Source organism: Njordella aestuarii (assembly GCF_056494165.1).
Genome location: NZ_CM151397.1, coordinates 1304284 through 1324446, shown reverse-complemented (window position 1 = coordinate 1324446; position 20163 = coordinate 1304284). Strand labels below are relative to the sequence as shown.

The following is a 20163-nucleotide window of genomic DNA, read 5'->3' as shown; positions in this document are numbered from 1 at the left end:
CTCAATCCTTGAGCACGAAAACGTCCTTCGTAGTTGGAATAAACGATCGCAACTTCCAATATGTCCAAGTATTACTGCAGACTAAAGAATTGATTGCTCAGCGTTTGCTCATACATTCTACAGTGAGTCACACAGCAAGTAAAAGGTCCATCCGGGATTATCGTGGGTAGAGATCTAATCCGCCGCAGCGGAAGTAAACTGCAGTCTTGAAGTTCTCTACGTTGCGATAGCCGCCTACTCGCCTTTTGATCGACATGATCTTACTGTTCATCCCTTCGGCCACGGCGTTCGTGATCCGATGCGTACAGTAACTAACTACGTTGCCTAGTCGCTCTTTGATCGTCCGGGCTACGGACTTCATCGGCTCAAGCTTCGTATGGATCACACTGCGATACCACTTGTTAAAATACTGCGTCGCTGTGCTCGCATCGCACTGGTCCCAAAGTCCTCGAAGAATTTCTTTGGAGCACCAAGCTTTCGCTGTTTGCATCGTGCCATGATAAATCGAGGCGAACGTTTCGCTTTGTGCTTCGCTCAAACTCTCTTCGCCTTTGAGCCATAAGTATTTTGTCTTGCTAAGCCGATCATCTCCCAACGACAGCAACGAGCGATGCTCTTGCCGACGCACTTTATCAACCGCCTTGTTCGCTAACTGCATCACATGAAATCGATCATGCACGATCTTCTCTTCAGCAAGGGGAATTGTTTCTTTGGTGGCTCGCACAAAGCTCGGGCTCATATCCATAGCGATCGCTTGTACTGAAGCGATTTGATCCTCAGAAAGCTGAGAAAAACAGGCTTTTGCACTCTCGACATCATGCCCTTCACTTATAGCTTCGACTGTACTGTTTTGCAGATCGTAGAGCATGGTCACATAGCTATGACCTTTGCGAAAAGCTTTTTCATCGATACCAAGGTGCGGGATTGGTTTGGCTTGCTTGCGAGCTTGGCCACGCTCGACAGCACGCTGCAGGATGTTCCAGGCTTGGTCCCATTTAATGTCTAAGATGTTCATGGCTCCTTTGACGGTTTGCGTTGCTCGCAGCACGTCGATCGCCAAACGTTCGAAGAGCAAGGTGAACCGGCTATGCTTTTCTGCCCAAGGCACTGCGACATTCTTGATACCATGCGTGGGACATTGGACGCGCGGAACACGTGCCACAAGGATTGTTTTAAATTGACACGAATCCAAATGCCGCCAGCGTCGCTCTTCGGCATGATCATAGCATACGCCAGTGTGATCACACTGCGAGCACGAGAATGTTGCTTGATCTGGGTGGTTTACCCGAACGACAATCTCTTTGGCTACTTGATCCAGAACGACTTCTTGAACAGACCACGGATTGTTGAGTCCAAGGATGTGTTGGTATAATTCTTTGTCTTGCATGGCTGATTTCCTCCAGCCCAGATTCTACCAACTTCACGAAATTACCGGATGGACCGTTTTAAAGCTAACGCTTCGTATTTGTCCGCGACGGACTCAATTGAATACTTGCTTTCTACCAACTCTCGAGCATTTCTACCCAACTTGTCAAGATCATTATTTAGACATAGATTGCGCAACGCTTCACCTAAACTTCTCTCGTCAAGCTCGGACGTTAACCCAGCCTGCGCCAATTCCAACTCGGGAAAATTACACCCTGGCGTTATTAGAGCGGGAATCCCCCAGGCCAACGCCTCGATCACCGAGTTTGGAAAACCCTCACTGTGGCTCGGGAGTACAAACGCATCGGCAAGAGCAAAACATGCCGACTTTCTAAGACCACTTACCTCGCCAACGAAGTGGACGCACCCTGAGAACTTCTCGGCAAGGGCAAGAACTTTTTTCTTGTATTCAAAATTGCTGAACATTCCAGCAACTACGAGACACCATTCTGGATACTCGCGGGAAAAGCGGGCAAAAGGAGAGATAAAAAGATCCAATCCCTTCTTACTATCAATCCTCCCCAGATAAAGCATAACTTTCTGCCGATCCCCTAATTTTAAATCGAGCTGAAATAACGCCTCTCGCCGAGAGATAGCGGGCTCCATAGGAACTGACACACCATTCGGTATTATGGCAATCCTCGCTTGGGGAAGCAAATTCGATATCCGCCTTCCCTCAATTTCGGTATTGGCCAACACTCCCTGTGCCGTGCTCAAGTTCTTGCGCACATATGCATTCATGCCGACAAATTTTTTCAACCTAGACTTTCTAAGAATGTACTCCTCCAACATACCGCAGGAACGGATGTACAGCTTGCTAGGGTCTATCCCGGAAATTGACAACGCCAAACCCTCTATCGGCCCCCAGATGCCACTGACGATTACTACGTCGGCTTTCTTCGAAAGCTGGCAAATTTTTCGAGAAGCAGCGCCAAGAAACCTCAAGCCCTTCTGTTGGCAAAGGTGCTCAACGGTCACTTTATTTTCTAGTTGGACAGTCTCACGAGAAGTGGGAACGCACCCCACGGTCACCGAGTGCCCCTTGCAACTTAAAATATTTGCAACAGCTGATGCAACACGGGGCGGGCCGCCGTTCTCAACAGCCAAACTCTCCAAAATGAACAGATAATTCATGTTTCCTCAATAAGATTCGTGTAGAACCGCAAGCACTTCGCGCTGACAAAGAAAGCAAACGAAAGGCGAGGGCAAATTCCGCCCAAGACTATGGAAAGATTCGTACATAGCAAAGCGCAGCGGAACTTCGTCGAGATCGTGTCATCGTAATGCCCTCCTTCGGACAATAGAATAACTCGATCAGCCCCCAAATCCACTTTCAACTGACGCAATACAAAGCTTAGCTGCGTAGATTTACCTCAGTATACGAGTAGTCCCAATCACAACTGCACTATCACCCTCTCCCAACGAATGAAGCAAGAAGTCGAGCGTGCACTAATATAACGCGAAAGACAAGCGGCACTCGGAAAAACATAGCAACACACAAGCAGAGAACTTCTTTAGATAGTACAATAAAGAATTTCTTGCATATCTTAACTACTTGCATATCTTAACTAATCTTCCAAAAACTACCAAATCGTAAATCCCACTCCGGTGGATCAAACCTTTCAAGTCCGGATCCTGGCGCGAAAGTAAGTTCGCCAAATTTCGGCCCGTCTGGTAGATCGTATAAATCGACGCGGACAAAATCAAAGTTAGCCCCTAATTTTTCTGCCACAGCGATCATTTCTGATAGATTCTCTGGAGGCGGATGAGCCGAATCGTCACTGGGATACTGTAACCCGAACGGTTGTTTATTCCAACTCACGTCGTAGAAACTTCGCCGATGTAGTGTAAATCTTCCAGTGTCTATCTGGATATAACGAACATTCCCTTCAAAGACGAAAAATTTATAGTCGCTCAAATCTTCTTTAAGAAACGGCTCCACCAATATCGCAGGTGAAACCAAGTCGTACCAACGTTCATTGAGTGCGGAGGGATATTTTCTCTTTAGCCATTGTTGCGTGACTTCTGCAATTTGATTCCAATCTAAGTCTTTTTCAGTTCGGACGATTAAGATATCACCAGATGAATGGGTCGCCTTTAAGATAAATGGTATTGGCCAATTTTGCTCAGTAAATTTTGGTATAACTGTACCTGACCAAATTGTTGGTATTATATATTTCATACCAACTGTTGCCGCTACGAAATCCTTAACCGTGAGTTTGTCTGCCAACATTGCCAACTTCGGCAAATCAGCATGCTGTTTTCGAAAATGAATTTTTTCGCTGAACGATCGCGGCGTGGTGAAATTCGGCCATTTCCGAATTTTCCGAATATATTCGATCCGACTTGCAAGAAATGTAGGAAGGCAGCTAAGTGCCCGTATATAATAGTCAAAACGTGATCGTTTCATTTATTTTCATCGATGAAGCTTTTGTGTAAAAAAAGGATGATCTCAATTTGATAGACATTTATCCGAAAATTGTCTTGGGCTTACGACTCCAAGTCAGTAAATTGATTCACCTACAGCGAATGAGCCACGACCGACACTAATGCTCGATAGCTCAACGGACGAACTGTCGGAAAATGCATTTCCGAACTCCTTCTATGAACGCCAACGGACCATGTACAGAATACATTGCACAAGTTGATGTAAGAATTCAATTGCTATCAGCGGCCAGAGCACCCCTGATAAAACAAAAGGCATGAACAAGCCCACCGGCAAGAGTACGCTAAAAACTAGGATCGCTACATTTTCCTGCCCCCGAGATTGCAGCAAAAACACTCGCTGTAATGTCACTGATGTTGCGGCCATCGCAATGCAAGGCGCATAGAGTAAGAGGGTATAGGCGAGATCTGACCTCGCGTTCCACAGAATCGCAGACACTCCCAACAAACAAAGAGTTCCCAACACCCCGAGACGTATCGCATAAGACGTTTTAATTACGGCGACTGCCGAGGGAGTCCGCGTCTTTAAGTAGTGGGCAAACTCATTTAAATCAACTCGTAGATAAAAACCTACGCCCTGATAACCGACGCCAATTAGCTGACGGGCGTAAATAAACAATGCCACTAGTTCTGTAGGCAAATACATCGCAGCCAAAACGACCTGTAGCCGAAACAGGGCGTGACCCGGTAGCGAGGTCAACATATATGGAACCGACTGACGTCCCACAATGAAAACTGTCTTCCAAGTTAGACTCTTCCAAGCAGAATAATAGTTTAATTTAAGACTTAAGTGCTGAACTGTCACAGCCACCGACATCCCAACTGAGTAGACGACTCCGAGAACACGACCAGCATTGAAATCATCCATAGAAACACACAAGGGAAGTGCCAACGCAACACAGACAATTGGTATAGCTAATGTTATGCCTGAGACCCCAGCTCTTGAGGTGCCATCGAGTAACCCACTTGCATTGAAGGCAAAAACAAGCAAACCTAAACAACCAAAAGTACAATAACTATTGAAGAAAGTTGCAGGTTCTCTGTGTAGCGACACGGCGAAGAAAATGATAAAAAGGGCGCTCACGATGAGTCTGGTGGTAGTTAAAGCAAGATAGCTTTCTTCCGCCGACCTTCGTAACGGATTATCAACCATTGTTTCTTTCGCGAGATAGAGTATGCCTCCCCAATCGCAGATGAAGTAGATGAGAGTGACTATCGTATGTGCAGCACCGAATTCAGCTAGAAGTCTGAAGCTACTCGTCCATACTAAATAGGTATTCGCAAGAAATAGCGAGCCATGCCCCAATCCAAAACCGGCAATTAATAAGAGAAGATTCACATATTTAGGAGGTAACACGACGCAGGTATCTATTGTGGATTTACTGACGCTTTACGATGCACGCGAAAACTATTCTTACTCGTAATATATCGCGGAAGAATACGTGTATCGGAAAGTGCGGACAACTCCTAAAAAGACCCATAGCATTTTTTCAATGTGATTCCTCGGGTATTCAAAGGAAAAATAGCAAGAATAGAAATTCATTTAGATAGTAGCAACGAATTGATGCGAATTGGAATAGGCGTTTGCGTCATCCCCCTGAAACCTTTAGTTGGCGTCGGTGCAATATGATGGACTGGCATAAAATGCTAGGCAGGAATGAAAAAACGTTTAAAGCCTTCGAGAAACTTCTCTGCGACGATGCAATCCCCGAAAGGAACAAGGCTCGGTTCGTTTTTTTTCTTTGTGGAACAACGGCAAAACAAACGTAAACAAGATTATCCAAACCACCTGTGCTGCAAAAACGCCGATAACACCAAGCAGTGACCCACGAAGAATTATGACCAGTTGGCCGAAAGCACAAGCGGAAAGGCATGTTGTAACCAGTGACATATCCTGGATTGCCCACATGTCCAATTTTGCAAGAGCAATGCCAAAAATCCAAGCAACAAAAACGACCCCAATCCAACCGAACGCGAGATACCCCTCGGCTGGTAGTGGGCAGGAAACATTAACAAAATCCTTACTTTCAGCCGTTGCTACAATCACACCGGAAGGCTCAAGCTTTGAATCCCATACCCTACGTGGCACAAAGAAGAAACCTGCAGAAAGCAAGTTCCTTCCAAATAGAATCCCCTTTGCGTCGGCATATTCCTTTGAGCGAACAATCCATTCGAAGCTGTCATAGTCACCATATTGAAACGTTTTGCGCATGTCGAACGTGATTGACTTGAGATCCAACGATTCGATCTCTGCGCCTCGATTATAACTCGACAAAAGTGGCATGATCGTCAACAGTCCAATTGGAAACAGCAACGCAATACCCAATTTTATTACTCGTTTGCTTGGTTGCGTCAGAACGATTAATATCGAAAGAAGAGTTCCAAGCAATATGAATCGTGGTAGGCTTGTTGGCCAAAGAATCACTCCGCAGATTAGCGAAGGTCCGAAGATCAGTGGAAGTTTCCACCAAAAGGTTTTCAAAACATTGGTGAAGATTATTGTTCGAAATATGGTAAGCAAGACAAGATGTGCGCTAGCAATCGCCCGCGGAAGAGTAATCAGCAATCCAGCTTCCTCAATAGACCCGACTTTCGCCGAAGCACGCGTTCCAACGAACGAACTTAGTCCCACGAGCACGATGCAGATTCCGCACACAGCGAAAACTAACAACGAAGAACATACAAGGGAGATAATATTGTCGACGTACGCCTTCCGTGGGACTTCTTTGTATGTGTGTTTCGTCGCAACTCCCATGTTATATGCGTATGTTAGCGTTGCGATCAGCAAAAATAGAAATACAACGAAGAGCCCCTCTTTTTGGCTTTGACTTGAAATATTTCCAGTCCAAAAGAATCGTTTTGAATCCGACTGGACCCAACCAGGCACTAGAACAATCCAAAGAACGTACGAAACGAACAAAATATAGTGAGGTCCACCCTTATAAAAAACTCCGTAAAAACTGCACAATCCGGCGATTATTACTAAGATCAGAAAGTATTGATCTAACATTTCTCAGACTGCGTTTCGATCTTGGCTTTGAGCATTATCTATGTTTCGAGTAATAGGGTTTTTGCGGACGACGGACGGTCCATGTTAGGCGTTTCGGGATTTTTTGTAATTGCCCACGATAATGGCAAAGTCAGCTAGTCTAATCCGGGGCACGAAACTGTTGTTTTCCATTATTGAGATCTCAGACAGAGCCTTAGTTAAATCTTGCTCCCTTCGTTGCCGCTGCATGTCGAGTTCAGCACTTAATCCGTTCAACCATGCGCTGAACGACCTAACGCTTGCGCTGCCTCACATTGCCGTTCCTCACTATGCCATCGTCTTCGAAATACTTCGAACGATCAATTAACGCAATTATTAATCGCAGATCGCTTAACTCGCCGGTGCTGCTTGCTTGCAATGCGGAGCCCACTATCTCGCAAACATAGGAAGTTCGGACATTGTATTTCTAAACTCAATTTCGGCAGTTCCTAGCGGCCGCTTCGCGATGTGCGAAGAGGTGCTTGGGTCTTACGGTCAATCCTTTGAACTAAGCCATGCTTCGAGTTCGATGACGTCTGGCAAATCCTTCGGCCGCCCTGCAGCGTGCTTGTTCTTCAGCAATGTTCTCGGGGAAATCACAGGAACCGCTATTCCATCCAGTTTCACGTTTTGACGGGTCTCGTATACCTCGGCAAATTCCACGCCATCGATCCTGGTGAGGATATCGATACGCAACGGAGCCTTCCCAAGCATGATAATCTTCCCGTCCTCCAACAACTTCTCCGACTGAGGCGGGACCGTCGAACCAAAACCAAATTCTGTTAGTGTCTGCCGAACTCGCAATTCGTTCTCAGCATCAGAGCCCACAATAAAATCAATGTCGCCGGTCGCTCGCGGGTTCCGATACAGGTTGTACGCATAGCCCCCAATCATCACGAATCGAACGCGGTTTGAGATCATCAACTCGATAAACTCTCTGAAATCCGCCGGAAGCATCATAGTACGGCCTCATCAACTGCATAAAAGCCTCAAATCGCTCTTCATACGTGAGCCGATTGTCGTCAAGAAACTCTGCCCGATCTGCTTCCATTTGACTATCGAATAGGCGAAGTACTTTTTCCATGTCGTTTTAGTCCTTAGTCCTTAGTCCTTAGTCCTTAGTCCTTAGTCCTTAGTCCTTAGTCCTTAGTCCTTAGTCCTTAGTCCTTAGTTGCCGCTGCGCGGGTGCTTGGTGCCTAGTTCTTGGTGCCTAGTTCTTGGTGCCTAGTTCTTGGTGCCTAGTTCTTGGTGCCTAGTTCTTGGTGCCTAGTTCTTGGTGCCTAGTCCTTGGTGCCTAGTCCTTAGTCCTTAGTGCTTAGTGCTGATCATGCGAGGAGGGGAGGCGATCTTCGATGCCGAGCTTTGCGGCCCAGTGATTCATATATTGCTTGTCGAGGTCTCCTTGGACAAACAGCACATCGGATACATCGCCAAGGTCTCGCGGACGATTGGCTATCAACTTCAATAATACCAGGTCCTCCGGTGTGACGAACCAGAGCTGCCTGCCTTCGAACTCAACCAACTGCCTCCGCGACATGACTGACCGCTGAAACTCCGTCTCCTCTAAAAAGATATCCACATCAACACTCTGTCCAGCCGCCAAAAAGGTCTTCAGTTTTACCAAAGGCATCGAGCCGATTTCGTCACGCCAACCTGTCCGATAGATCGAAGGAACTTCATAGCCTAATTTCTCGGCATGATCAAAGAACTCGCTTAATTGAGCATCGGTCGTGGCGACCGCGAAATCGACGTCGTACGTTGGGCGTGGTATCCCGTGGACGCGAACTGCAATACCACCCATGATGGCGTAGTCGAGCGAAAATCGTTCGCACAGGTCAACCATCGTCATCAAGACTTGCTCGACCGTTCGATTCAATCCGCTTCTTCCTTCGGTCTTTGAAATACTGCTACCCCAAGTAACGCTTGGCAAATCGCATTGTTACGAGAATCGTTCTCTTGGCGTATACGCTGAAATCGACGTTCCACGATCTCAGGACTGCCTTGCAGCATTGCAGGCCATGCACTTGCACAAAGGTCAAGCGTTAATCGCAAACGCTGTGCGGGCGTCATCTGACGATACGATTCAAGGGTTTCGGGAGACAACATGATTTCGGCTTCGCGGGTGCTAATCGCTTCGCGATGTTTCCGCTTCGCGGGTTCTTGGTGCTTAGTGCTTAGTGCTTGAAAAGAGAGCTTCGAGCCGCGCTAGGATCTCAGGCTCTTCCTTTAGGTCGACTAGCGGCCTTAGCTCCTGGCGAATAAGGTCTCGGTCTAACTTTGCCGATTGTCGGATTAACACGTTTTTGACATCGATCCAGTCTTGATCTCTGGAAGCGAATGCTTTTAGGACAATGAGGTCCTCAGCGCTGCAGGTGCGAATCTGGCCACCGCCCTGAACACCCCAAAACGAAGATCGCTCAATGATCCGGTGTTCAAAGTCAAGGCCGCCAATGGAAAGGTCAATTTTATTCTGTCGCGAATCTTGCAACAAAAGTATGCGAGCTTGAATCGCAAACGGTACAGGATCTTCAATTCGGCTTTGATAAAGCCCCAGTATTTCTTGGGCGAGCTCCTTCTCGTCCCCAAATTCGCAAAGCACCGTGGCATCGACATCGCCAGTCACTCGCGGCTGCCCCCAACGCTGCACGACGAGGCCGCCAATGAAACAAAAAGAATGCCCCGCTGTTTTCAGATTTTCTTGGAGTTCCAGAGCAGTCTGCCAAAGCGATTGGTCAATCATTCGTCTGCTGGCAACGATGTGTGCTGTTGTGAGAGTTGCTTTTTCAACTGCATGACCCGCATCCGCATCATCCACGCCTGAAACTCAATCAAACCGCTGTGCGCATGCTCTGGTTGTGCCAAAGCGCCGATCATTCGCAGTCCTGCAGTTTCGTCAAGTTCCTGCAATTCGCGGCGATTTATCTTTTCCAATTCCGGCGCTGCGTATCGCCACGCTTGAATGAATCTTTGTTCGGCTTCTGTCGGCATTGGTTTCCGCTGCGCGGGTTCTTAGTTAATCGCTTCGCGATGTTCTTGGTTCTTGGTTCTTAGTTGCCGCTGCGCGGGTGCTTGGTTCTTGGTTTAAAGAACGTACGCCTGGTGGCTGAAGGCGAAACGGAGAGGTGTTTGGTTTCCGCTGCGCGGGTGCTTGGTGCTTGGTTACTTTCCTTCGAATAGATCTTGCAAATCCAGTTGAGAATTGGGGGCAATGCAAGGACTGAGCTGGTCTCGGGCTGTGACGACGAATCGAACTTGATAATCAACGCCATTCGATTCACGAAAAACATGAATACAACTCGATCGGCAATCTACAATCCAGTACTCTGCAATCCTGGCTTCCGCATAAAGCAACCGCTTGACCTCCAAGTCCTTGGCTAAAGACGAGTCAGCTACTTCAATCGCTAATTGCACGTCCTGGGCGCGAGGATGATGATCGCGATAACGCTTCTTTTGAACCCAAAAAATGTCAGGCTCCGGACGACTTTCCAATTCAGGCAGATCCACACCTGTCTGGGCAGTCAAAAGTGTTTTTGTCGGGTCAATATGCTGAGCCGACCAGGATGTCAAATACGCGATAAAATCGTCATGAAGCGGTCCAGCTGGATTCATCTCGACTAACTCTCCCCGAATCAGCTCTATCTTGCGAGGAACGTGATCAAAAGCCCCAACTTTGACCATCGTGTCATACTCACTTAACGTCAAATGGAGGCTTTGGATCATGGGAGTTGCCGCTGCGCGGGTGCTTAGTGCTTAGTGCTTAGTGCTTAGTGCTTAGTGCTTAGTGCTTAGTGCTTAGTGCTTAGTGCTTAGTGCTTAGTGCTTAGTGCTTAGTGCTTAGTGCTTAGTGCTTAGTGCTTGGTTTAGCCAAATAATTCGGCGAGGTTTAGTCTTGAGTTGGGGGAAATCAGAGGTGACAGCTCCTCGTCGGTCTTCACAATACGACGCACTGTGTAGTCGCCGTTCCTTGGTTCCAAAAATACATGGATACATTGAGCTTGCGCATCTACAATCCAGTATTCTTGAATGTCACACTCCGCATATATCCGTCGCTTGGTCTCAAAATCATAAACTAAACTACTGTGAGCGACTTCGATCGCCAGTTGCACATCGACTGCCCGCGGATGATGCTCGCGATAACGCGCCGCTCGAATCCACATCAAATCGGGCTCAGGACGCGATTGAGACTCGGGCAAATCCAATCCGGTTTGGGATGTGACCAACGTCAATTTCGGATCGGCATTTCGCACCGACCAGTTATTGAGATAGGTAATCAAATCATCGTGCACGAGTCCGGCCGGACTCTTTTCGACCAGCTCTCCTCGGATCAACTCCACTTTGCGATCCAACCGGTCAAACGCACCGACTTTGACCATGTAGTCGTATTCGCTGAGGCTTAGATGAAGGTTTGTGGACACGTGCTAATCGCTGCGCGATGTTCTCGGCCGTTGGCTAACTGCCTTCGCGGAAGATGACGGTTTTGACCGTTCGCATGATCAAATACAAATCCAGCCAAATGCACCAGTTGCGGACATAATACATGTCCCAATAGATCCGCAGATCATAGACGCCGCGGTTGCGACACTGAACCTGCCACAGACCCGTCAAACCCGGGCGCACTGTCTTGTACGTCTCAAACTCTTCCGGATACTGCTCGACATACAACGCATCATACGTCGGCGAATTGATGATCGGCCGCGGACCAACCAAACTCATCTCGCCCATCAAAATGTTCCACAACTGCGGGAGCTCGTCCAGACTGCTGGCACGCAAAAACTTCCCAACCCACGTAACTCGCGGATCATTCGACAGCTTATGCTTCTCGTCCCATTCCGCCCGAGCTTCCGGGTGTTCCGCCAAATACGCATCTAACACTTGATCCGCATTGCGATGCATCGTGCGAAACTTCCAGGCCGTAAAAGTCTTGCCCCAACGCCCTACTCGCTTTTGCCCGTAAAATATCGGGCCAGGCGACGTTAGCTTGGTCAACGCACACAACACTAACAAGAACGGGAGCGAACAGACGATCGCACCAAAAGAGAGTCCGATATCCAGAACTCGTTTGGCAGCCATCTTGAAGGAACTGGGGCGGCCAACACAGTGCAACCCTGTCGTACAACCGACACTGTAAAGCCGATCCCATAAACCCAAATCCAACTGAGCCGATGACAGCAACAAACGATTGGGAATGGCTGCCAGCGATGGATCGAGCGACGGAGTCGAACGATTCGCACAGGGGGACACAATCACCCAAGTCACCGAATTTTCAATCGCCGCTTGGTCCGCCGTTCGAATATCGAAGGTCGGGATTACGCCGCGATTGAGATCGAAATTGTTGCTGTCCCAATACAATTCTGGATCGAGCAAAACGCCCTTGGGACGGTACCCTTGCTCGGGCAACGACTGCAGGCGACGGTAGAACTCGTATGCCCGTTCCGGCTCGGCCACAATAAAGACAGGCACTCCCCAGAACGACGTCTTGGAGGCAAGCTTTCTGGCAACAAATCGCGACGTCAGCATGACCGGGACGGCGATCGTAAAGGCAGTGCCAGCCGTAACAAAGATGAACGCAAACGAATTCGGCAAGAAGAAACAGCCAACGCCGATAAAGATCACCAGGGCCGCAAACAGCGAACGCACAACTTGGCGGAATTCAACCGGAGCGCTCAAACCGAGGCCTGGGTAGAGACCGCTGAGCTGCGACATTGGCAAGATCGTCAGGGCGACAAACAAAGCAGGCAGGCCTCGAAACGCCTCACCGGGAGCATTCAGAAACGGACCATACAAAACCGTCGTCACCAGCAACGACACGTACAACGACAGAAAATCGGAAATGGCCAGCGGAATCGACGTAACAATGGATTGCCAAACAGAGATATCGGCTAACCGCGTCGCGGTTTCATCAGTCGCGGCATTCGCCTTGCAAAACTGGTTGAGCGTCTCGGCTGCATGCCGATCGAGCAGTTCCAGTCGCTCGTAACGTTCCGTCCGGTCGCCGACTGCAGGGAATAGTGTGGTTGGGTCGTGAGCAATACTAGCCATTTGCGAAATTTCCTCGAAAGGCATCAACATTTCCACTCGATCTAGCGAACAATCTGCGTTTGCGATGGGTCGCTTGGGTAACGCCACAGTTCTCCCTGCGCGTACTTCGTTCTTGTGGGTGACCGTTTGACGGCATCCAGTTTAATATGCGAGTGGTAAAAACTCGCCTGTTATTTGGATAAATTTGTGAACGCGAGCGGCCGAAGGTCACTGCATTCGGGGTTAGTTCGTAAGGGCTTTAATTCTTGCAACGAGCAGAATTGCAAAGCCGGGGAGCGAAGAGGGTGACAAGGGCTTTTTTTGCGAGTGAGTCGGCAGCACAAGTCAACGGGCAACATTCGCACGAATTCCTACAGGATTGTTAGGCGAGTAGCTTCTTCAAAGAATCTGCACGAGTGTAATCCCGAGGCCATTTTTGGCAATACTTGGCGTCCCCCTGAAGGAAGCGCGGGAACCTTGGGAAGTTAAGATTATCTGTGTGTGCGCTCGGATACATACTTGAGAAGACTTAAGGGGAGAGGAGGAGCCTCTAACAGGGCCGACAATTATCGAAAATTTAACATGAATTTGCGTGTTTATCAGCCAGTTAGTCGCGTCGCCTGGCAGCAGTGTACAAAATGCCGGGTGACGTTGAGCCAAGTATCAGGAAGCTGGACGGAAAGGCAACGGGTTGATTGTGAATTTGTGGATAATCGGTAAATGACTTTAACGAAAAGCTTGAATTTGCAGCCTGTTGGTGAAATAGCATTCGTTTATAAAGCGGGAATGGCAGTTGGACTGGTACACGAAATTCGGAATTTTCCCGATTTTTTTACAAATCGGGCGAAACAAATGAATTTGGAAGTTCTTTTTTAGGGTGCTTGGTTCTTGGTGCCTGGTTCGTGGTTCTTAGTTTAAGCGGGAGCATGCGCATCGTAGTTGGCTTCGCCTAGATGCCGGGGGCGTGGTAGGAAGATTTACCGTTTCGCCACGAGCACTGCTGGACAAGCCAGCAGTGGCACCCGTTTTCAGGAGACGTACCTTTTTCAGGAAACACACCGAACACCACCCGCGTTCTGGCGAACGCAGCTACAGGGGATCAGCCAAGCGAATTGTAGCTGGCTTCGCCTAGAAGCCGGGGATGAGTTGGGAAGGTTTGCTGTTTCGCCACGAGCACTGCTGGACAAGCCAGCAGTGGCACCCGTTTTTAGGTAACACCTAGAAGACAATTTCATCTGATTGGATTTAAGCCCGACGGGCTGACAGATCCTCTGCCGGGGTCGAAGGCCAAGGTCCCAAGCCTTTGTATTGCGAACAGGCCTGGAGGGCCGACACATTTGTTTTTCGTGTGCAGCCCTTCAGGCTTTCTGCTTTTGATCTACAACCCTCTAGTGGTTATCACCACCTGCGGAGGATGTATCAGCCTTCCAGGCTTGGGAAATCTCCGCGTGCTGGCCAGCGCAGCTACGGGAGAGGTTGCGAACGCATATGACACGGGTCGCAAATTTGAACAGCTAGCACTTTCGAGTGGCACATCAGGTGCACCCGAGCTGCCGCTGTTTAATTTTTTGCTTAACTTACTTGCGTTTTGCCAGCGCGGCAGTTTACGCTGTTACAAATGTTCACAGGTGCAGTTCTGCTCAATGTGAGCAGAACGCTGTTATTTTGAGATAATTGGAATTCAAAACATGGCCCGATCCCGCTCGGGCTGTTTTCGTAAAGGGTCCCTTGCGCTGCTTTGACCAAATTTTTTCCCATCCTGGGCAAAGTCAGCGCAAGGCCTTTGTGAAGAAACTGTTAAGATCTTCGGTTGTTGCACATTGCAGTTTTGGGACGCTCGATTACAATCCCTTACACGAGAATGGACTGGAAACTTGGGGTTTGCCGCACGCGGGCTTCCCCACGGAGCTTTCAGTTCTATCGCTGCTATGACGTTTCCCATAACGGAGAAACGACGATGGAACTGGCACGTCTAGACCAGTTGACCTTCACGGCGGGAGCGTGGTGATTCCACCCAGGGCTCCGACTTCCAGAGGCTGATTGGAAGGTTCATTGGTGGCGGCCCATGGAAACGATCGATCAAGTTGCAAAATCGGTAGAGCTCGGGACTCAGGTCCAGACAGCCTAGACACCTCTCCCCTGAGTCCCGAGTTTCTCCGTAATGCAGTTGTCGCGTTAAAATTAATCGCAACCTTTATAACATACCGGGCGCCTCTGCGGACAGAAGCCGAGTATAGATTGAGGCGTCGCAGGATCAAGACCGCCACCTGCCGGGGATGGCACATTGTTCGTAGTACCGCCTTGTGGCGGAGGCACGCGCAAACCAAGCGCATCTAACCTGGCTTCGCCTAAAAGCCGGGGAGCCATTTAGTTGCGAAAAGACCGGCTGAAACCGGTACTACAAACCGTTCGTAGTACCGCCTTCGGGCGGCAGCAAGCGCATCTTACAAACGCATCGTAGCTGGCTTCGCCTAGAAGCCGGGGATGAGTTGGGAAGGTTTGCTGTTTCGCCACGAGCACTGCTGGGCAAGCCAGCAGTGGCACCCGTTTTCAGGAAACGCAACCGTTGCCAGTGGCACCCGTTTCAGGGAACGACTAGAAGCCCATTTCATCTGATTAGATTTAAGCCCGACGGGCTGACAGATCCTCTGCCGGGGTCGAAGGCCCCGGTTCCAAGCCTTTATACTTTGAGCAGGCCCGGAGGGCCGATACATTGGTTACTGGTGTGTTAGCCTTCCAGGTCTTGGTTTCCCCGGTGTTTCGTTATCGAATCGCGGAGCGATGGCATACTATAGCCTGGGGTGGAGCGAAACGAGCTATAGGCGAGTTTACGCGGAACCCCAGGTAGATCGCCCCATTGGTCCGGAGTCGCGGAGCGACGGCATTCAGATTAGCGTCACGTCAACCTAAGGCCACCGTCGGTTTAGCCTTCTGCCGTCGCTCCGCGACTCAAATGCACGTGGTGCATAGAAACCTGGGACTCACGTCCCAGGCTATCGTCTGTCATTGCTCCGCAATTTGAAGAATGCAATCGCATTGTAGCTGGCTTCGCCTAGAGGTCGGGGGCGTGTTGGGAAGGTTTGCCGTTACGCCACGATCACTGCTGGACGAGCCAGCAGTGGCACCCGTTTTCAGGAAGCTCTCCCACACGCCAGCAGTGGCACCCGTTTTCAGGAATCGGCCCTAGATGATTTTCATGAAGCAAACCCAGGTTCTCCCGCGTTCTAGGCGAACGCAGCTACGGAGGATCTGGCGCTACGCGATAGGGTGCTGGCGCGGGACATCGCCAGTTTGAATCCAGTCGCCCGAGCCAACTGAAATAGCTCGCAGGCTGCACCAAATGGCTGATAATAAGGTCTCTGACGCCGCGGTGATGGGAGGCTATTTCGCTCGGCACGAAAAACTCGGCAAATCCATGCCTATTGCTCAGTAGAATGCGAAAATATTTTCAATCGCAAAATCGCAAATTAATGGCATGAAGCCAGCCACATCCACAGCACTTTGGCAGGACGGCATCCGTTAATCCGCATACTCCGATTTCTTCATCGAAAGCTCACCAACGAAATGTTTGTAACAGTTTGCTAGACGGCTACAATCGGACGCTGTCTAGGCGGGTTACATGGTACATGTTCAACTTTGGTGCGAGCCAAGTCTCGCGAGAGAGGTTTTTTATGAGAAAATGGTTTAATTGCTTGGTTGCGATTTTCGCTATGAATAGTGTGCTACCAAGTGTTGCTTATTGCGACCTAACGGTCGGCGACGTTATGGTCGTCGGTTTCCGCTCTGACAATCCAGATTCATTTTCATTTGTCAGCTGGAAAAGTCTCGCCGCGGGGACAAGTATCTATTTCACAGATAGTGGTTTTTTTTCGGACGGTACCATGCGAGACTCTGAAGATATCTTCTCGTGGACTGCTCCAGCAGGCGGCATCAATGCGGGAACAGTAGTCGTTGCAAACAACGGTACGGCTGACTTCGGCACCTTATCAGGTACATTCCCAGCACTGACTGACAGCGGAGACCAACTGTTCATTGGCGACTCCGCCTTTACAAAAACGAACGATACTACAAGTCCTGGTAGCACCTATACTGGCAATCTGATTTTCGGTATTGATTTTGGCAACACTCTCGGCTGGGATGCGGGTGCCACAAGCACAAATACTTCTTTACTTCCTACTGCGCTAGCATCAGGGGGAAATTTATCTTTTGCAACCGACAACGGTTTTTACAGTGGTCCTATGACCGGCACGCTGTCTGAGCTTAGACTTTCGGTTCTCGATTCGTCAAATTGGACACTCAGCAGCACGACTCCTAGTGGCGCATTATCCTCGGTCGATTTTTCAATTTCCGCCGTCCCCGAGCCTACCTCAATGCTTCTCGCATCCATTGCCGGAGTATCTGGTGGCGTCGGTGCATGGCGTCGTCGTAAGGCTAAGAAAGTTGCTTTGCTAGCTTAGTCGAGCGGTTGATTAACCGATCAAACATTGAATTGGGAGGCTTTACCGAGCCTCCCAATTTTTTTAGACAAGACTTCCATCAGATGGCAGATGCTCGTCGCTAGCTTTCAATCGCTGCATTCAAGTTGCTCGATTCGGAGGACCTAGCCGAATCGCTGCACACTGCGCCCATCCGTAGAGGCGTTGCGGTTGGTCTTTGTAGCATACGAACCTACAATTTTGGGTCGGCACTCCCTTAGGTCTCTCCACCTCCTCTTCTTCTGCCACGGATCCCCCTCTCTATGGAGTCAACCTCTCTCCGTTACATGAATTGGCAATCGCTGAATTACGTTGCGGTCGCACTCTGGACCGGAGCAACCCTTGCCGTCGCGATTTACTGCGTGCTCAAGCCAAATACGAGCGCCGGTGAGCTGTTCTTTCTGCCCCGCTTTATCGCCGATTGGCTAGATACCGCGGCCGATTTCCGCACCTTCGTGATGACGTGCGGTGTGATTAGCGTGCCAGGCTTGCTGCTATCTTCACCTGAGTCGAATACGCCGCGTCGAGTATTTTTATATTCGGCAACAACGCTGTTGATAGGTGCCGAAGTCTGCCAGCTTTGGCTGCCGACACGATCGTTCAGCTTTACCGACGTCGTCTATACTGCGATGCCAGCGATCATGCTAGAGCTAGCGATTACATTTCGAAACGATCTGCGTTGGCACGGCGGCTGATCGGGTGCGAAAAGACCGGGAAGGCGGATGCATGCGCTTCGTAGCTGGCTTCGCCTAGAAGCCGGGGATGTGTTGGGAAGCTTTATCGTTACGCCACGAGCACTGCTGGACAAGCCAGCAGTGGCACCCGTTTTCAGGAATCACCTATGTTCGACCGCGTTTCGTTACTGAATCGCGGAGCGATGGCATATTCTAGCCTGGGGTGGAGCGAAACGAGCTGAAGGCGAGTTGTCGCGGAACCCCAGGTAAAACGCCCCATTTCGGACCGGAGTCGCGGAGCGACGGCATTCAGATCCGCGTAAACGTCAATCTGAGGCCGACCGGTGGATTAACCTTCTACCGTCACTCCGCGACTCAAATGCATCTGGTGCCTCCCGACCTGGGACTAACGTCCCAGGCTATCGTCTGTCATTGCTCCGCAATTTAATGGATGCAAGCGCATCGTAGCTGGCTTCGCCTAGAAGCCGGGGGATACATTGGGAAGCTTTATCGCTACGCCACGAGCACTGCTGGGCAAGCCAGTAGCGGCACCCGTTTTCAGGTAACGCACCGAACACCAACGGCGTTCTGGCGAACGCATCTACGGGAAGAAAATGCAAGCGCATCGTAGCTGGCTTCGCCTAGAAGCCGGGGGATACATTGGGAAGGTTTGCCGCTACGCCACGAGCACTGCTGGGCAAGCCAGCAGTGGCACCCGTTTTCAGGAATTCCGCCCTAGATCCTTTCCAGGAATCGGCCCTAGAAGCTTTTCGGAAACTGCACCGAACTTCAACCGCGTTCTGGCGAACGCAGCTACGGGAAGGGTGTGACACGCCCGCAGGCTGCGCCAGGCGGCTGATCGGGAAATGCCTGCGTGAGGACACCTTACTCGATGGCTACGCTGACGTCGTGGCCGTGGCGCTTCAACAAAGCGTGCCGGCGGGCGTTGTCTAAGTCGTGCGCAACCATCTCGGCACACATCTCCTGAACGGTGATCTCACATTCCCAACCAAGCTTATCTTTCGCCTTCGTCGCATCACCCAGCAACGTTTCAACCTCCGCAGGTCGGAAGTAACGAGGATCAACTCGGACAATCACATCGCCTACCGAAACCTCAGGGGCCTTTTCAGCATCCAAAACGTTAACGACCGTGGCGATCTCATCGACGTCTTCGCCGTTGAATTCGATCTCCAGGCCTGCTTCCATCGCGGTCATCCGGACGAACTCTCGCACGCTGATCTGGCGGCCCGTGGCAATGACAAAGTCCTCGGCGACCTCTTGCTGCAACATCATCCATTGCATACGAACGTAATCTTTGGCATGTCCCCAATCACGCAGCGAATTCATGTTGCCCAAGTATAGGCATTTCTCAAGCCCCTGAGCAATGTTCGCAATCCCTCGGGTAATCTTGCGTGTTACGAACGTTTCGCCGCGGCGCGGTGATTCGTGGTTAAAGAGAATCCCGTTGCACGCGTACATGCCATACGATTCGCGGTAATTGACCGTAATCCAGTATGCGTAAAGCTTGGCACAAGCATACGGCGATCGAGGATAAAAAGGCGTCGATTCACGCTGCGGAATCTCTTGCACGAGACCGTACAATTCCGACGTGGAAGCTTGGTAAAACCGCGTTTTACTCTCAAGCCCAAGAAACCGGATCGCTTCCAGCAATCGCAGCGTCCCCATGCCGTCGACGTCTGCCGTGTACTCCGGCGATTCAAAGGAGACGGCGACGTGCGATTGAGCGCCCAGATTGTAAACTTCGTCCGGTTGAACTTGATTGACGATGCGGGTCAAGTTCGAGGAATCGGTCAAATCACCATAGTGCAGTTTGAAGCGAGCATTGGCGTCGTAAGGCGATTGGTAAATGTGATCGATGCGAGCAGTGTTGAACGACGAAGCACGACGCTTGATGCCGTGCACTTCATAGCCCTTTTCGAGCAGCAGCTCGGCAAGATAAGACCCATCTTGGCCTGTGATTCCGGTAATTAAGGCACGTTTCATAGCGACGAGGGAGGGGTGAAGGGTGAAGTCTGAAAGGGTGAAGTTTGAAAATTGGTTATCGGCTCCCTTCGCTCCCGATAATCCGGGGGCGAGG

At 49.9% G+C, this 20163-nt stretch carries 16 protein-coding genes; 2 read left to right on the top strand and 14 right to left on the bottom strand.

Annotated features, from left to right (window positions below; translation table 11 throughout):
- Positions 1 to 157: 157 nt before the first annotated feature.
- From SH451x_RS05185 to SH451x_RS05125, 13 genes are all read right to left on the bottom strand, one after another.
- The gene (locus SH451x_RS05185; protein WP_479361380.1) at positions 158 to 1387 is read right to left on the bottom strand and encodes an ISL3 family transposase; all 1230 of its coding nucleotides are present in this window, start codon (positions 1385 to 1387) and stop codon (positions 158 to 160) included.
- 41 nt (positions 1388 to 1428) lie between these two features.
- Positions 1429 to 2559, bottom strand: a complete 1131-nt coding sequence (locus SH451x_RS05180; RefSeq protein ID WP_479361379.1) for a glycosyltransferase — start codon at positions 2557 to 2559, stop codon at positions 1429 to 1431.
- A 430-nt stretch (positions 2560 to 2989) separates the two neighbouring features.
- The gene (locus SH451x_RS05175; RefSeq protein WP_479361378.1) at positions 2990 to 3835 is read right to left on the bottom strand and encodes an ATP-grasp fold amidoligase family protein; all 846 of its coding nucleotides are present in this window, start codon (positions 3833 to 3835) and stop codon (positions 2990 to 2992) included.
- A gap of 192 nt (positions 3836 to 4027) precedes the next feature.
- Positions 4028 to 5227 (bottom strand): hypothetical protein, encoded by a 1200-nt coding sequence (locus SH451x_RS05170; RefSeq protein ID WP_479361377.1) that lies wholly within the window; start codon positions 5225 to 5227, stop codon positions 4028 to 4030.
- A gap of 312 nt (positions 5228 to 5539) precedes the next feature.
- A complete protein-coding gene (locus tag SH451x_RS05165) occupies positions 5540 to 6880 on the bottom strand; it encodes a hypothetical protein (RefSeq protein ID WP_479361376.1) in 1341 nt (446 codons plus the stop codon).
- A 513-nt stretch (positions 6881 to 7393) separates the two neighbouring features.
- Positions 7394 to 7858 (bottom strand): nucleotidyl transferase AbiEii/AbiGii toxin family protein, encoded by a 465-nt coding sequence (locus tag SH451x_RS05160; protein WP_479361375.1) that lies wholly within the window; start codon positions 7856 to 7858, stop codon positions 7394 to 7396.
- A gap of 355 nt (positions 7859 to 8213) precedes the next feature.
- The gene (locus tag SH451x_RS05155; RefSeq protein ID WP_479361374.1) at positions 8214 to 8774 is read right to left on the bottom strand and encodes a DUF6036 family nucleotidyltransferase; all 561 of its coding nucleotides are present in this window, start codon (positions 8772 to 8774) and stop codon (positions 8214 to 8216) included.
- The gene (locus SH451x_RS05150; protein WP_479361373.1) at positions 8771 to 9004 is read right to left on the bottom strand and encodes a hypothetical protein; all 234 of its coding nucleotides are present in this window, start codon (positions 9002 to 9004) and stop codon (positions 8771 to 8773) included. Before SH451x_RS05150 ends, SH451x_RS05155 begins: the two co-directional genes overlap by 4 nt.
- 61 nt (positions 9005 to 9065) lie before the next feature.
- A complete protein-coding gene (locus SH451x_RS05145; RefSeq protein WP_479361372.1) occupies positions 9066 to 9638 on the bottom strand; it encodes a nucleotidyltransferase in 573 nt (190 codons plus the stop codon).
- Positions 9635 to 9886 carry a hypothetical protein gene (locus SH451x_RS05140; RefSeq protein ID WP_479361371.1) on the bottom strand — a complete coding sequence of 84 codons (252 nt, stop codon included), beginning with the start codon at positions 9884 to 9886 and terminating at the stop codon, positions 9635 to 9637. Before SH451x_RS05140 ends, SH451x_RS05145 begins: the two co-directional genes overlap by 4 nt.
- Before the next feature lie 171 nt (positions 9887 to 10057).
- Positions 10058 to 10618 carry a Uma2 family endonuclease gene (locus SH451x_RS05135; protein WP_479361370.1) on the bottom strand — a complete coding sequence of 187 codons (561 nt, stop codon included), beginning with the start codon at positions 10616 to 10618 and terminating at the stop codon, positions 10058 to 10060.
- Between the two features lie 140 nt (positions 10619 to 10758).
- Positions 10759 to 11313 (bottom strand): Uma2 family endonuclease, encoded by a 555-nt coding sequence (locus SH451x_RS05130; RefSeq protein WP_479361369.1) that lies wholly within the window; start codon positions 11311 to 11313, stop codon positions 10759 to 10761.
- A gap of 34 nt (positions 11314 to 11347) precedes the next feature.
- On the bottom strand, positions 11348 to 12937 hold the full coding sequence (locus SH451x_RS05125) for an exopolysaccharide biosynthesis polyprenyl glycosylphosphotransferase (protein ID WP_479361368.1): 1590 nt from the start codon (positions 12935 to 12937) through the stop codon (positions 11348 to 11350).
- A gap of 3650 nt (positions 12938 to 16587) precedes the next feature.
- Here SH451x_RS05125 and SH451x_RS05120 point away from each other — a divergent pair.
- On the top strand, positions 16588 to 17373 hold the full coding sequence (locus SH451x_RS05120) for a PEP-CTERM sorting domain-containing protein (RefSeq protein WP_479361367.1): 786 nt from the start codon (positions 16588 to 16590) through the stop codon (positions 17371 to 17373).
- 305 nt (positions 17374 to 17678) lie between these two features.
- Positions 17679 to 18086, top strand: coding sequence for a hypothetical protein (locus SH451x_RS05115; protein WP_479361366.1), 408 nt, complete (start codon positions 17679 to 17681; stop codon positions 18084 to 18086).
- A gap of 864 nt (positions 18087 to 18950) precedes the next feature.
- On the opposite strand, the gene gmd is transcribed toward SH451x_RS05115, so the two are convergent.
- A complete protein-coding gene (gene gmd / locus SH451x_RS05110) occupies positions 18951 to 20069 on the bottom strand; it encodes a GDP-mannose 4,6-dehydratase (protein ID WP_479361365.1) in 1119 nt (372 codons plus the stop codon).
- Between the last annotated feature and the right edge of the window lie 94 nt (positions 20070 to 20163).

Coding starts and splice junctions, on each gene's coding strand:
- SH451x_RS05185 (WP_479361380.1), bottom strand. CDS start 1,387: ATGCAAGACAAAGAATTATACCAACACATCCTTGGACTCAACAATCCG.
- SH451x_RS05180 (WP_479361379.1), bottom strand. CDS start 2,559: ATGAATTATCTGTTCATTTTGGAGAGTTTGGCTGTTGAGAACGGCGGC.
- SH451x_RS05175 (WP_479361378.1), bottom strand. CDS start 3,835: ATGAAACGATCACGTTTTGACTATTATATACGGGCACTTAGCTGCCTT.
- SH451x_RS05165 (WP_479361376.1), bottom strand. CDS start 6,880: ATGTTAGATCAATACTTTCTGATCTTAGTAATAATCGCCGGATTGTGC.
- SH451x_RS05160 (WP_479361375.1), bottom strand. CDS start 7,858: ATGATGCTTCCGGCGGATTTCAGAGAGTTTATCGAGTTGATGATCTCA.
- SH451x_RS05150 (WP_479361373.1), bottom strand. CDS start 9,004: ATGTTGTCTCCCGAAACCCTTGAATCGTATCGTCAGATGACGCCCGCA.
- SH451x_RS05145 (WP_479361372.1), bottom strand. CDS start 9,638: ATGATTGACCAATCGCTTTGGCAGACTGCTCTGGAACTCCAAGAAAAT.
- SH451x_RS05140 (WP_479361371.1), bottom strand. CDS start 9,886: ATGCCGACAGAAGCCGAACAAAGATTCATTCAAGCGTGGCGATACGCA.
- SH451x_RS05135 (WP_479361370.1), bottom strand. CDS start 10,618: ATGATCCAAAGCCTCCATTTGACGTTAAGTGAGTATGACACGATGGTC.
- SH451x_RS05125 (WP_479361368.1), bottom strand. CDS start 12,937: ATGGCTAGTATTGCTCACGACCCAACCACACTATTCCCTGCAGTCGGC.
- SH451x_RS05120 (WP_479361367.1), top strand. CDS start 16,588: ATGAGAAAATGGTTTAATTGCTTGGTTGCGATTTTCGCTATGAATAGT.
- SH451x_RS05115 (WP_479361366.1), top strand. CDS start 17,679: ATGAATTGGCAATCGCTGAATTACGTTGCGGTCGCACTCTGGACCGGA.
- gmd (WP_479361365.1), bottom strand. CDS start 20,069: ATGAAACGTGCCTTAATTACCGGAATCACAGGCCAAGATGGGTCTTAT.